Annotated in this window: 13 protein-coding genes; 9 read left to right on the forward strand and 4 right to left on the reverse strand. The window is 70.4% G+C overall.

The features are described 5' to 3' along the window. Positions 1-101 precede the first annotated feature (101 nt). Both DX116_RS10790 and DX116_RS10795 read right to left on the reverse strand, forming a co-directional pair. Positions 102-986 carry an alpha/beta fold hydrolase gene (locus DX116_RS10790; protein ID WP_158591976.1) on the reverse strand — a complete coding sequence of 295 codons (885 nt, stop codon included), beginning with the start codon at positions 984-986 and terminating at the stop codon, positions 102-104. A 59-nt stretch (positions 987-1045) separates the two neighbouring features. Beyond that, positions 1046-1897, reverse strand: a complete 852-nt coding sequence (locus tag DX116_RS10795; protein WP_119704284.1) for an ATP-grasp domain-containing protein — start codon at positions 1895-1897, stop codon at positions 1046-1048. 76 nt (positions 1898-1973) lie between these two features. Between DX116_RS10795 and DX116_RS10800 the strand changes: the two genes are divergently transcribed. The 7 genes from DX116_RS10800 to DX116_RS10830 all read left to right on the forward strand — a co-directional run bounded on the left by DX116_RS10800 (position 1974) and on the right by DX116_RS10830 (position 9295). Continuing rightward, positions 1974-2987 (forward strand): glycosyltransferase, encoded by a 1014-nt coding sequence (locus tag DX116_RS10800; RefSeq protein WP_119704285.1) that lies wholly within the window; start codon positions 1974-1976, stop codon positions 2985-2987. Beyond that, a complete protein-coding gene (locus DX116_RS10805; RefSeq protein WP_119704286.1) occupies positions 2987-3925 on the forward strand; it encodes an NAD-dependent epimerase/dehydratase family protein in 939 nt (312 codons plus the stop codon). The genes DX116_RS10800 and DX116_RS10805 overlap by 1 nt, the downstream gene beginning before the upstream one ends. Before the next feature lie 69 nt (positions 3926-3994). Further along, positions 3995-4639 carry a SatD family protein gene (locus DX116_RS10810; protein ID WP_119704287.1) on the forward strand — a complete coding sequence of 215 codons (645 nt, stop codon included), beginning with the start codon at positions 3995-3997 and terminating at the stop codon, positions 4637-4639. After that, on the forward strand, positions 4636-5298 hold the full coding sequence (locus tag DX116_RS10815) for a hypothetical protein (protein WP_119704288.1): 663 nt from the start codon (positions 4636-4638) through the stop codon (positions 5296-5298). The genes DX116_RS10810 and DX116_RS10815 overlap by 4 nt, the downstream gene beginning before the upstream one ends. A gap of 47 nt (positions 5299-5345) precedes the next feature. Further along, positions 5346-7031, forward strand: coding sequence for a dihydroxy-acid dehydratase (ilvD, locus tag DX116_RS10820; protein ID WP_119704289.1), 1686 nt, complete (start codon positions 5346-5348; stop codon positions 7029-7031). Between the two features lie 109 nt (positions 7032-7140). Continuing rightward, the gene (locus tag DX116_RS10825) at positions 7141-7809 is read left to right on the forward strand and encodes a hypothetical protein (protein ID WP_119704290.1); all 669 of its coding nucleotides are present in this window, start codon (positions 7141-7143) and stop codon (positions 7807-7809) included. A 43-nt stretch (positions 7810-7852) separates the two neighbouring features. Further along, positions 7853-9295, forward strand: a complete 1443-nt coding sequence (locus tag DX116_RS10830) for an SDR family oxidoreductase (protein ID WP_119704291.1) — start codon at positions 7853-7855, stop codon at positions 9293-9295. An 88-nt stretch (positions 9296-9383) separates the two neighbouring features. Here DX116_RS10830 and DX116_RS10835 read toward each other — a convergent pair whose 3' ends face one another. Together DX116_RS10835 and DX116_RS10840 are read right to left on the reverse strand one after the other, a co-directional pair. Continuing rightward, complete coding sequence (locus tag DX116_RS10835) at positions 9384-9713, reverse strand: hypothetical protein (protein WP_119704292.1); 330 nt, start codon at positions 9711-9713, stop codon at positions 9384-9386. Positions 9714-9893: 180 nt separating this feature from the next. Next, entirely contained in the window at positions 9894-10211 is a 318-nt protein-coding gene (locus tag DX116_RS10840) for a hypothetical protein (protein WP_119704293.1), read from the reverse strand. 353 nt (positions 10212-10564) lie between these two features. Between DX116_RS10840 and DX116_RS10845 the strand changes: the two genes are divergently transcribed. Next, entirely contained in the window at positions 10565-12343 is a 1779-nt protein-coding gene (locus DX116_RS10845) for an acetolactate synthase large subunit (protein ID WP_199716050.1), read from the forward strand. Between the two features lie 82 nt (positions 12344-12425). Continuing rightward, complete coding sequence (gene ilvN, locus DX116_RS10850) at positions 12426-12959, forward strand: acetolactate synthase small subunit (RefSeq protein WP_119704294.1); 534 nt, start codon at positions 12426-12428, stop codon at positions 12957-12959. Positions 12960-12990 lie beyond the last annotated feature (31 nt).

Raw genomic sequence — 12990 nt, forward strand, 5'->3', positions numbered from 1 at the left:
GTGGATCCACCACCGTATGACGCGGATTTCGCCGCCATACGGTGGATGTTCCACCGCCATCAGGGATTCGGTGGAGTGTCCACCGCCGCGGGCAGGGCAGCTCAGCCGACGCGCGCCAGGAGCTCCTTCAGCTCGTGGAGCACGAGGTCGGGGTGCTCGACCGGCACGAAGTGCGTCGCGTTGACCTCGCGGTAGCGCGATCCCTTCACCCGCTGCGACGCCGTCAGCATGTCGCGTGCGCCGGTGAAGACGTCCCAGCGCGCTGCCACGAACGTGACGGGCACGTCGACGTCGCTCAGTGAGACCCGCTCGTGCTCGGCGACGCTCAGCGCGAGCTTGGCGTACCAGGCCGGATGAGTCGTGAAGAACTCCTGCAGCAGGGTGCGCAGCTCGGCGGTGTCGGCGGCCGGTGAGATCAGGTGCGACCACCGGACGAGGTCGGTCGTGAGGTTGGTCCACGGCAGCTTGCGGGTGACGGGGGCCAAGGCATGGCCCGTGACCGTCGCCGACCGGGCCAGCCCCACCATCAGCGTCCGGCCCAGCACGGGCGGCACGCGCAGCGGCGAGAGCATCGTCGAGAAGGTGTTGCCGGGCACGCCGGCGACCGCGAGGATGCCGGCGACCCGGTCGGGGTGCCGGGTGGCCAGCTCGAAGGCGACCGTGACGCCGGTCGACCAGCTGGCGACCACGACGCGCCCCATGCCCGCGTCGTCCATCACGGCGAGGGCGTCCTCGACGAGCGAGTCGAGGTCGACGCGTCCGTCGTCGGGGCGGGCGGACCCACCCGTGCCGCGGTGGTTCCACCCCACGACACGCACGCCGCTGCCGGCTCGCAGCAACGACGGCCAAGCGTGCGGATTGGTGCCGAGGCCGTTCGAGACGAGCACGGCCGGGCCGTCGCCGTCGTTGGTCCAGGCGCGCAGACGGGTGCCGTCGGCGCTGGCCACGTCGTAGTAGCGCACCAGCGCGGCGGTGGGTGTGGTCACGCGCCGATTGTCCACGGGGCGCCGAGGCTCTGCAATGCCAGGCGGATGCTGGGGAAGCGTCAGGCCCGGGCGAGTGCCGCGTCGACGAAGCGCTCGGCCGCGCCGTCCGAGCAGGGCAGGAACACGCTGGGCTCGGCCAGCTCGAGCTCGATCAGCAGTGGCGAGCCGTCGGCGGCCGTGACGAGGTCGACCCGGGCGTACAGCGGTGGACGGTCGAGACCGATGGCCTCGCACGCCGTCGCGATCGCGTGCTCGGAGACCTCCAGCTGCGCCGGCGTGGGCGTGCGCGGCGTGATGGACTCGCGGCTGTCGCGGTCCTGCCGGACCCCCTCGCCGCGCTCGAGCAGCGGGCCCTTGCGGATCGCGTGGGAGAACGAGCCGGAGAAGTGCAGCATCGCCGTCTCGCCCTCGTCGTCGACCGACGAGATGTAGGGCTGGGTCATCGAGCTGCGTCCGGCCGCGACCAGCGACGCGCTGTGCTCCCACACCTCGTCGCGGGTGCCCCAGCGGGCCGTGTCCTTCGAGCCGGCCGAGATCGTCGGCTTGACGACCCACTCGGCGTGGTCGCCGATGTCGTCGCCCGGCGCCACGTCCCACCGCGTCTCGATGATGGGGACGCCTGCGGCCTCGAGCTGTCGCAGGTAGGACTTGTCGGTGTTCCACGTCAGGACGTCGACGTCGTTGTGCAGGTGGGGCACCGATGCGGCCCACGCGAGGAACTCGTCCCGGCGGGACAGGTAGTCCCAGCACGAGCGCACGACGACGACCTCGTAGCCCGTCCAGTCGATCGACGGGTCGTCCCAGACGACGATCTCGCCGCCCGCGCCCCGCGCCTCGGCGGCGGCGACGAGGAGGGGCAGGTCGGCGTCGAACGCGCCGTGGGCCGAGCTGGTGACGAAGGCGATGGTCATGCCGGTCAGTCTAGGTTCGGCGCCGCCGGCTCCACGGAGGCGAGGCATGCTCGGCGCTGCTGCTACGTTTTCGTGCATGCCAGCACCAGGTCGCCAGCCCATCTCGGTGGCCGTGGTCATCCCCGTCTACAGCGGATCGCAGACGTTGCCCGCGCTGATCGACGAGCTGTCGGTCATGACGACGGCCGGACGCACCGAGGCGGGGCTCTCGTACGTCGTCGAGTCGGTCGTCCTGGCGTGGGACCACGGTCCCGACCGCAGCGACGACGTCATCCGCGAGCTGGCTCGCACGCACTCGTGGGTGCGCCCCGTGTGGTTGTCGCGCAACTACGGGCAGCACCCGGCGACGTGCGCCGGCATGCTCGCCACCGGCGCCGACTGGATCGTCACGATGGACGAGGACGGGCAGCACGACCCTGCCCACATCCCCGCGATGCTCGACCGCGCGTACGCGTCGCGACGTCAGCTGGTCTACGCCAGGCCGTCCAACGAGCCGCCGCACGGCATGCTCCGCAACGCCGCCTCGCGGGGGGCCAAGTGGATGTTCAAGGTGCTGATGGGCGACTCCGCCCCGGTCGTCGACTTCCACAGCTTCCGTCTGGTCGCCGGAGGCGCCGGTCGGGTCGTGGCGGCGTCGGTCGGCCCGGGCGTCTACCTCGACGTCGCCTTGGCTTGGGCCATCCCGCTGGCCACCGACGTCGACCTGCCGATGCGTGTCGAGGGCCGGCCGGCGACCAACTACTCGACCCGGCGTCTGCTGTCGCACTTCTGGCGCCTGGTGCTGTCGTCGGGCACCAAGCCGCTGCGGATGATCGCGGCCCTCGGCATGTTCTCCGCCGTGGTGGGCTTCTGCCTGGGCATCTTCTACTCGGTCCAGAAGCTGTTCGGCGAGGTCGAGGTCCGTGGCTGGACGACCCTGACGGTGCTGGCGCTGGTCGGGGGCGGGCTCGTGCTGCTCTCGCTGGGCGTCATCGCCGAGTACATCGGCATGATCGCGGCCCGCTCGATGGGGCGCTCGAACTTCCTGGTGACCCGCGACCCGGCTCTCGCGTTCCCGGGCGCCGAGCCCGAGGACGATCCGACCGCCTGATGGAGCGTGTCAGGACGTGGGTCGTCGGTCGGGGCGGGCTGGTCGGATCGGCCATCGCGCGGCGGCCCGAGCTGGACGTGTTCGACGCCGTGCCCGTGCCCTGGGGCACCCCCGACGCGCCGCACGTGCTCGACGCCGAGCTGAGCCGGTTCGTGGCCTGGGCCGACGGGCGTCCGTGGGCCGTGGTGTGGGCGGCGGGCTCGGGCGTGATGCTCACCGGAGAGGACGTCCTCGACCTCGAGGTGGCCACCTTCCGCCGGTTCTGCGCCAGCGGCGAGCAGGTGCTCCCGCGGGGGAGGGGCGGCGTCTACCTCGTGTCGTCGGCCGGTGGGACGTACGCCGGGTCGCAGCGTCCTCCGTTCGGGCTCTCGACGACCCCGGTGCCGCTCAACGCGTACGGGCGAGCCAAGCTGGCGCAGGAGGACGCCCTCGAAGAGCTGTCGGGCGGGCACGTCGACGTCACGATCGGACGTCTCTCCAACGCCTACGGCCCGGGCCAGGACCTGACCAAGCGCCAAGGCCTGGTGACGCAGCTGTGCCTCAGCATGCTGATGGGTCGTCCGGCGACGGTGTTCGCGCCGTTGGAGACGCTGCGCGACTTCGTCTACGTCGACGACGCGGCCAGGATCGTGGCCGATGACGTCGTCGCCATGGCGTCGTCCGACCAGGTGTCCTGCGTGCGTCGCATCGTGTGCTCGGGGCGGTCGGTCAGCATCGCCGAGCTCATCGCGATGGTCGAGCAGGTCGCGGGGCATCCCCTGCCCCTGGTGCACCTGCTCGCGGCAGGATCGGACTCGCCCGTGGATCTCCGGCTGCGGTCGGACCCCGACCCGCGCATCGAGCGGATGCTGGCGACGCCGCTCGAGACCGGGGTGAACCTCGTGTGGGCCGATCTCGTCGACCGGCTGGCCGCGGGACGTCTGTCCGAGATCGCGTGACCGTCCACCGAGAATGAAGTTAAATGCTTCAATCTTGTGAAATGAAGTCAAATGCTTCACTATGGCCAGATGAACCGTCCCGCTTCACCTCAGCTCCACGCCGTGATCGGCGACCTGGTGGGCTCGCGCGAGCAGGCGTCGCGCAGCGAGGCGCAGCGACACCTGACGACCGCCTTGGCCGTCGCCAACGAGATGGTCGACGCCGAGCAGCCGCTCGAGCCGACGATCGGCGACGAGCTGCAGGGCGTCTACGCCGACCTCTCCAGCGCGATGCTCGCCACGGTGCTGGTGCGGCTGGCGCTGCCGGAATCGATGGACTGCCGGTTCGGCATCGGGGTCGGAGGGATCGAGATCGTCGGTGAGTCCAACTACGGTCTGACCCAGGACGGCCCCGCCTGGTGGTCGGCACGCCAGGCCGTCGACACGGCCAAGGACCGCAGCCGCCAGCTGCCGGGGCTGCGCACGTGGATCGTGCGCGACGACACGACGGAGGCACCCGACATGGCCCAGGCCTACCTGCTGGTCCGCGACGACCTCGTCAGCGGCTTCGACGGGCGCCAGCGGCGCATCGCGCTCGGCCAGCTGCGAGGGCGGTCGCTGACGCAGCTGGCCGCCGACGAGGGCATCTCGCCGTCGGCCGTCTCGCAACGGCACCGTGCCGGCATCGGCGCGCTGCTCGAGTCGATCGCCCAGGCGTCCGGAGGCACGGCATGAGCGTGCTCGCGGTGCTGCTGGCGAGCATCGGTGTCGCCGACCTGGTGCGCCGATGGAAGATCGGCTCGGGGGTGCTGGTCGCGGTGGCAGGCCTGCTCCTGCTCGGGGCCGGCTGGCACACCGTGTGGCTCGCGGCGCTGCTCACCGTCGTGCTCGTCGTGTGGGTCGTCGCGGCGGGCCACGACTCGTCGGCCGGCGTGACGCTCCTGGGTGTCGTGGTCGTCCTCCTCGTGGTCTCGTCGGGGTGGTGGACGTTCGACGACGTGCCGGCCCGAGGCTGGTACGACGACCTGCCGATCCCGCGCCTGGCCGACGTGCCGATCGACCGCGCGGCCCTGGGGCTGGGCGTCGTGCTGTTCCTGTCCACCGCCGCCAACGTCGTGGTCCGGCGCGTCCTCCAGGCCACCGGACCGCAGGTGCTCGCGCAGGGGGCCGAGCTCAAGGGTGGACGCGTGCTCGGCCCGCTCGAGCGGTGGTTCGTGCTGGCGTGCGCGCTCAGCGGCAACCTCGCCGCGATCGCGATCGTCGTCGCCGCGAAGGGCATCCTGCGGTTCCCCGAGATCTCCCGCGACAACGCCGACGGCCTGCGTGCCGAGTACGTGCTCGTCGGCAGCTTCGTCAGCTGGGGCCTGGCCCTGGTGTTCGTCCCGCTCTTCTGAGCGGACTCGCAGACCGGCGATCGAGACCACGGCGTAATCTGTGCACCATGCCTCCCGAGAACGAGATCGACATCAAGCCGCGCAGCCGCACCGTCACCGATGGCCTCGAGGCCACCGCGTCGCGAGGCATGCTGCGGGCCGTCGGCATGGGCGACGACGACTGGGTCAAGCCCCAGATCGGCGTCGCGTCCAGCTGGAACGAGATCACCCCGTGCAACCTGTCGCTCGACCGCCTGGCCAAGCGCGCCAAGGAAGGCGTGCACGCCGGCGGCGGCTATCCGCTCGAGTTCGGCACCATCTCGGTCTCCGACGGCATCTCGATGGGCCACGAGGGCATGCACTTCTCGCTCGTCAGCCGTGAGGTCATCGCCGACTCCGTCGAGACCGTCATGATGGCCGAGCGCCTCGACGGCTCGGTGCTGCTCGCCGGCTGCGACAAGAGCCTGCCCGGCATGCTCATGGCCGCCGCCCGCCTCGACCTCGCGAGCGTCTTCGTCTACGCCGGCTCGATCATGCCCGGCAACGTCGACGGCAAGGACGTCACGATCATCGACGCCTTCGAGGCCGTCGGCGCGTGCCTGGCGGGCAGGATGTCGCGCGAGCAGGTCGACAAGATCGAACGCGCGATCTGCCCCGGCGAGGGTGCCTGCGGCGGCATGTACACCGCCAACACCATGGCGTCGGCCGCCGAGGCGCTCGGCATGAGCCTGCCCGGCTCGTCGGCTCCGCCGGCGATCGACAGCCGCCGCGACGAGTACGCCATCGCCTCGGGCGAGGCCGTCGTCGAGCTGCTCCGCAAGGGCATCACGGCTCGCGACATCCTGACCAAGCAGGCGTTCGAGAACGCCATCACGGTCGTCATGGCGCTGGGCGGCTCGACCAACGCCGTGCTGCACCTGCTGGCGATCGCCCGCGAGGCCGAGGTCGACCTGACGCTCGAGGACTTCAGCCGCATCGGCGACAAGGTGCCCCACCTGGGCGACCTGAAGCCGTTCGGCCGCTACGTCATGAACGACGTCGACAAGGTGGGCGGCATCCCGGTCATCATGAAGGCGCTGCTCGACGCGGGCCTGATGCACGGCGACTGCCTGACGGTCACCGGCAAGACCATGGCCGAGAACCTCGCCCACATCGAGCAGCGCATCGACGGCGACGTCATCCGCGCGATCGACAAGCCGATCCACAAGACGGGCGGCCTCACGATCCTGCACGGCACGCTGGCTCCCGAGGGCGCCGTCGTCAAGAGCGCCGGCTTCGACTCCGACGTCTTCACCGGCACGGCCCGGGTCTTCGACGGCGAGCGCAAGGCGATGGACGCGCTCGAGGACGGCACGATCGTGGCCGGCGACGTCGTCGTCATCCGGTACGAGGGCCCCAAGGGCGGCCCCGGCATGCGCGAGATGCTCGCGATCACCGGTGCCATCAAGGGCGCCGGGCTCGGCAAGGACGTCCTGCTCATGACCGACGGACGCTTCTCGGGCGGCACGACGGGTCTGTGCGTCGGTCACGTGGCACCCGAGGCCGTCGACGGTGGCCCGATCGCGTTCGTCAAGGACGGCGACCAGATCACCCTCGACGTGGCCAACAAGCGTCTCGACGTCGACGTCGACGCCGACGAGCTCGAGGCCCGCAAGGTCGGCTGGGAGCCGCTGCCGCCCAAGTACACCAAGGGCGTGCTCGCCAAGTACCGCAAGCTCGTCAGCTCGGCCGCAGACGGCGCGGTCTGCGGCTGATCGTGGCCGGAGTCTGCTCCCTCGAGATGTGTGACGACGTGCACCGCTCTGTGTCGTCGCGAGGGGCAGGACGTCACACATCGCGGGAGTCGGCTATGGAGGCGGGCGTGTGATCGTCTTCGCGACGAAGTGGGACTTCCTGTTCGCGTCGGTGCTGATCGGCGTGGACCGGACGACGGGGGTGTTCTCGGGCACCGAGGCGGCAGTGGGCCAGCAGATGGTCGCGGTGTGGACGAGCGCCGAGATCGCCGAGCAGGCGCTGCACGTCGAGTCGTGGGAGCTGCGCCCCATCCTCGTGCGTGACCTGCTGCAGCTGCTGCCCCCGGGCGTCGGCGTGCAGGTCGACCCCGAGCGCACGTCCGGCATGACGGCGTCTGCGGCCTACGTGGCCGGCCTCAAGCCGTTCAGCGAGCCGTTTCCGGTCGGCGCAGCCGTCCGCGTGACGATGTGGGACGAGATCCCCGACGGCGCGCTCGCGGCCTTGACGCAGGCGGCGGGCGAGCACGACGTCCGTGAGCTGCACGCCCTCATGTACACCGTCGACGACAGCCCGCCGATCGGCTGCCTGGCGTGGGTGGGCGAGGCGACGGCCGACGCGTCCGCCGTCGGTCGAACGCTCGAGACCGCGCTGCTGACCGCGGCCGGACCGGCCGACCTGGGTGTCGTGACGGTGCGGGTGCTCGAGCTGGCGGCGCTCCCTCAGGAGGTGCGGTCGGCCATCGGCGACCGGCACGTCCTGCGGCTTCGTCGTCGGCGGTCGGGCTTTTGGCGCCGCTGAGCCCGCGCCGACCCCGCCTCGGACGGTCGGGGACAATGGAGGAATGCCATCTCCCCGTCCCGCGTCCTTCACCGAGGACGAGCTCGCGATCGCGCTGAAGGTCCTCGGCGAGGCCCAGTTCCTCGAGGACGACGACCAGGCCTACGTCGCGCTGCGGCACGCGTGCGGCAAGTTCTACAAGGACGTCAAGAAGCAGCGTCGCCTGGCCAAGCGGGCCGAGGTCGCGGCCGCCGACCGAGCCGTCGTGGCCACCACCGCGACCGGCTCGCCGACCCGCATCGACGACGAGACCGAGGGCATCCCGCTCGTGTCGAACGCCGCCGGCGCCACCGCAGGCACGCTGCTGGTGCCGCGGCCCTGCTACATCTGCAAGCAGAAGTACACCGTGGTCGATGCGTTCTACCACCAGCTGTGCCCCGACTGCGCAGCCGTCAACCGCGCCAAGCGCGACGCTCGCACCGATCTCACCGGCAAGCGCGCCCTGCTGACGGGCGGACGCGCCAAGATCGGCATGTACATCGCCCTGCGGCTGCTGCGCGACGGCGCGCACACGACGATCACCACGCGGTTCCCCCACGACGCCGTCCGCCGCTTCACGGCGATGCACGACAGCGCCGACTGGATCCACCGGCTCCGCATCGTCGGCATCGACCTGCGCGACCCGGCCCAGGTCGTGGGTCTCGCCGACTCGGTCGCGGCGCAGGGACCCCTCGACATCCTGATCAACAACGCCGCCCAGACCGTGCGGCGCACCCCGGGGGCGTATGCGCCGCTGGCCGAGGCCGAGTCGGCGCCGCTGCCCGACGGGCCGCTGCCCGAGCTGATGACGTTCGGCCACACCAGCGACGCCCACCCGGCCGCCCTGGTCGGCTCGGTCTCGGCCCACCCCGTCATGGCCGGTGACGCCTACACCGCCGACGAGCTGACGTCGCTCGCGATGGCGGCAGGGTCGGCCGATCTCGAGCGCATCGACGCCGGGGGACTCGTGCCCGACACGGTCGACGTCAACAGCTGGACGCAGCGGGTGCACGAGGTCGACGCCCTCGAGCTGCTGGAGGTGCAGCTGTGCAACACGACGGCGCCCTTCATCCTGGTCAGCCGCCTGCGCCCGTCGATGGCCGCAGCGGAGGCGCGCCGCACCTACGTCGTCAACGTGTCGGCGATGGAGGGTCAGTTCAGCCGTCGCTACAAGGGGCCCGGCCACCCGCACACCAACATGGCGAAGGCGGCGCTCAACATGCTGACCCGCACCAGCGCGGGCGAGATGCTCGAGCAGGACGGCATCCTGATGACCGCCGTCGACACCGGCTGGATCACCGACGAGCGACCGCACCCGACGAAGGTGCGGCTCGCCGAGGAGGGGTTCAAGGCGCCGCTCGACCTGGTCGACGGGGCTGCGCGCGTGTACGACCCGATCGTGCGGGGCGAGGCGGGCGACGACGTGCACGGCGTCTTCCTGAAGGACTACGTGGCCTCGCCCTGGTAGACCGCCGCTCGGGTCGTTGCTCCGGCCCCGGGCGAGCGAACGGCCCGGCGGCCAGGCCGCCGGGCCGTCTGCTGCGTTGTGCGGGCTGCTACGGCGCGGGCGTCGACGAGGGGGTCTGCGGCGTGATGCACTTGCCGATCTCCTTGGAGACGTCGCCCTGGGCCTTGGTGTCCTGATCGGACGGCTTGTACTTGGTGTTGTTCTCGGCGACGGCCTTGACGGCCTCGTCGGACAGGTCGGAGTCGATGATCGCCTTGGCGGCGCAGTCGGCCTGCTTGCCGGTGATGGCGCCGTTCGTGGACTTCTTGAGCTGTGCCGCGAGCTTGTCCTGGCTGGGACGGTCGCCTCCACCGCCGCCGCAGGCGGACGTGAGGGTCAGGGCAGCGACGACGAAGGCCGCGCTCAGAGTCTTCTTCATGGGGTCTCCCGCAGGGATCGGGTCCGCGCCGGAGGTTCGCGGACAGGCACGCTCATGGTCGCACCCGTGCGCCCTGGCGTCACTGCCGCCCTGGCACTGGTGCCAGGACGACGACGGCCCGGAGGGCGCAGGCGTCTGCACCGTCCGGGCCGGGGTCGGCGTGGACCGCCGCGCGTCGGGCTAGTTGGCCGCAGCCGTGGCGCACTTCGTCAGGTCGGACTGGAGGCCGTTGAGGGCGTCCTTGTCCTTGTCGCTGCCCTTGTACTTCTTGTCGCCGTCGACGATGGCCTGCAGCGTCTTGTCGGAGACGTCGGAGTCGACGAGCGCTCCGGCGATGCAGTCGGCCGTCTTGGACGGGATCTTGGTGCCGAACACGTTGTCCTTGCTCGTGAGCGCCTCCTTGACATCCGCCTTCGAGGGACGGTCGCCTCCGCCGCCGCAGGCGGACGTGAGGGAGAGGGCGGCGACGACGAACGCCGCGGTCAAGGTCTTCTTCATGAGGGTTCCCCTAGGTAGATTGCCTGTCGCGTGGGGACAGGTCCGATGACCATCTCAGCGCATGACCACGGTAGGGGGCCAATCGGGGCGCGCTCGCGCCCCCAAATCGTCCACATGATGGTACGGAGCGTCTCGCGACTTGATATTTAGCCAGCGCAGGCCCATCCTTGAGGCATGCATGCGCACCTTCTCGTAGTACGCCACTGACGCGACGCCCCACCAGGCTTAGCGTCTCCCTCGACAGCACCCAGCGAACGCTGGGGGCCGGGGGATTTTTTTATGGGTCCGTGCGACGGGGGACGAGCCGGTCGGAACCGGCCTCCGATCATCCGAACAGTGAGGTAGCAACAGACATGACAGAGCAGATCGCGGAGCAGCTGACCGGGGCCCAGAGCCTCGTCAAGGCGCTGGAGCATGCAGGCGTCGACACGATCTTCGGCATCCCGGGCGGCGCGATCCTCCCGGCCTACGACCCTTTGTTCGACTCCGAGCAGATCCGCCACATCCTCGTGCGCCACGAGCAGGGCGCCGGGCACGCCGCCCAGGGCTACGCGATGGTCACCGGCCGGGTCGGTGTGTGCATGGCGACGTCCGGTCCCGGTGCCACCAACCTGGTCACCGCGATCGCCGACGCCTTCATGGACTCGGTGCCGATCGTGGCCATCACGGGGCAGGTCGCGACGCACCTGATCGGCACCGACGGCTTCCAGGAGGCCGACATCCGCGGCATCACGATGCCGATCACCAAGCACAGCTATCTCGTGACCGACGCGGCCGACATCCCGCGCGTCATCGCCGAGGCGTTCCACATCGCCGGCACGGGCCGTCCCGGTCCGGTGCTGGTCGACATCGCCAAGGACGCGCTGCAGTCGTCGACGACCTTCGACTGGCCCACCGAGCTGGCGCTGCCCGGCTACCGGCCCACCACGCGTCCGCACGGCAAGCAGGTGCGCGAGGCGGCCCGGCTCATCGCCGCCGCCGAGCGTCCGGTGCTGTACGTCGGCGGAGGCGTCATCAAGGCCAATGCGGCAGCCGAGCTCAAGATGCTCGCCGAGCTGACGCAGATCCCGGTCGTCACGACGCTCATGGCGCGGGGCGCCTTCCCCGACTCGCACGAGCTGCACCTGGGCATGCCCGGCATGCACGGCACGGTCGCGGCCGTCACCGCCCTGCAGCGCAGCGACCTGCTGATCTCGCTGGGCGCGCGCTTCGACGACCGCGTCACGGGCCAGCTGTCGTCGTTCGCGCCGCTCGCCAAGGTCATCCACGCCGACATCGACCCCGCCGAGATCTCCAAGAACCGTACGGCCGACGTCCCGATCGTGGGCGACTGCCGCGAGGTCATCGCCGAGCTGATCGGCACCCTGCGCAAGCAGTCGGACGACGACGGCGTCGAGGGCGACTACGCCGCATGGCGCGAGCAGGTCCTCGGCATCAAGAAGCGCTTCCCGGTCGGCTACGACAAGCCGGCCGAGGGGCTGGCGCCCCAGACCGTCATCGAGCGGCTGAGCGCGCTGTCGGGCTCGGACGCCACCTACGTCGCAGGCGTCGGCCAGCACCAGATGTGGGCGGCGCACTACGTCGACTACGAGCGTCCCCGCCAGTGGCTCAACTCCGGCGGCGCCGGCACGATGGGCTACTCGGTGCCCGCCGCGATGGGCGCCCAGGTGGGCCTGCCCGGCTCGGTGGTGTGGGCCATCGACGGCGACGGCTGCTTCCAGATGACCAACCAGGAGCTCGCCACGTGCGCGCTCGAGGGCATCCCGATCAAGGTCGCGGTCATCAACAACTCCTCGCTCGGCATGGTCCGTCAGTGGCAGACGCTGCTGTACGAGGGGCGCTACTCCAACACCGACCTCAACACGGGCCCGGAGTCGATCGGTGCGCGCCGCATCCCCGACTTCGTCAAGCTCGCCGACGCCTATGGCTGCGTCGGGCTGCGCTGCGACAGCGAGGCCGACCTCGACGCGACGATCGAGAAGGCGCTGGCGATCACCGACCGCCCCGTCGTGATCGACTTCGTGGTCGAGCGGGACGCCATGGTCTGGCCGATGGTGCACGGCGGTGCCAGCAACGACGACATCCAGATCGCCCGTGATCTGGCCCCCACCTGGGACGACGAGGACATCTAGTGAATGAGCGCCAGCGAATGAACCATGAGTGGCATGCAGTCGCGACTGCGTACTCTGCCTTTTCCACGCAGGAGGGACTGCGATGACCACTCAACACACTCTCTCCGTCCTGGTCGAGAACACGCCGGGCGTGCTCGCGCGCGTCTCGAGCCTGTTCATGCGACGCGGCTTCAACATCGAGTCGCTCGCGGTCGGGCAGACCGAGATCCCCGAGATCTCGCGCATGACGATCGTGGTCAACGTCGACGAGCTGCCGCTCGAGCAGGTCACCAAGCAGCTCAACAAGCTCGTCAACGTGCTCAAGATCGTCGAGCTCGACTCGACCCACGCGGTCGAGCGCGAGCTGATGCTGATCAAGGTCAAGACCGATCCCCAGACCCGTGGACAGGTGCTCGAGACCGTCAACCTGTTCAGGGCTAAGGTGGTCGACGTCGCCACGGACGCCGTGACGATCGAGGCGACCGGCGATGCCGGCAAGCTCACCGCCATGCTGAACGTCCTCGAGCCGTTCGGCATCCGCGAGATTGCCCAGTCCGGGCGCGTGGCCATCGGCCGCGGGCCCCGTTCCATCACCGACCGCAGCCTGCGCACCGTCCCCGGCGTGCAGGCCGGCTGACCACCACCCCGACCCCAGAACCCTTCCAAGC

The sequence above is a fragment of the Aeromicrobium endophyticum genome (assembly GCF_003586285.1).
Taxonomy (GTDB): Bacteria; Actinomycetota; Actinomycetes; order Propionibacteriales; family Nocardioidaceae; genus Aeromicrobium; species Aeromicrobium endophyticum.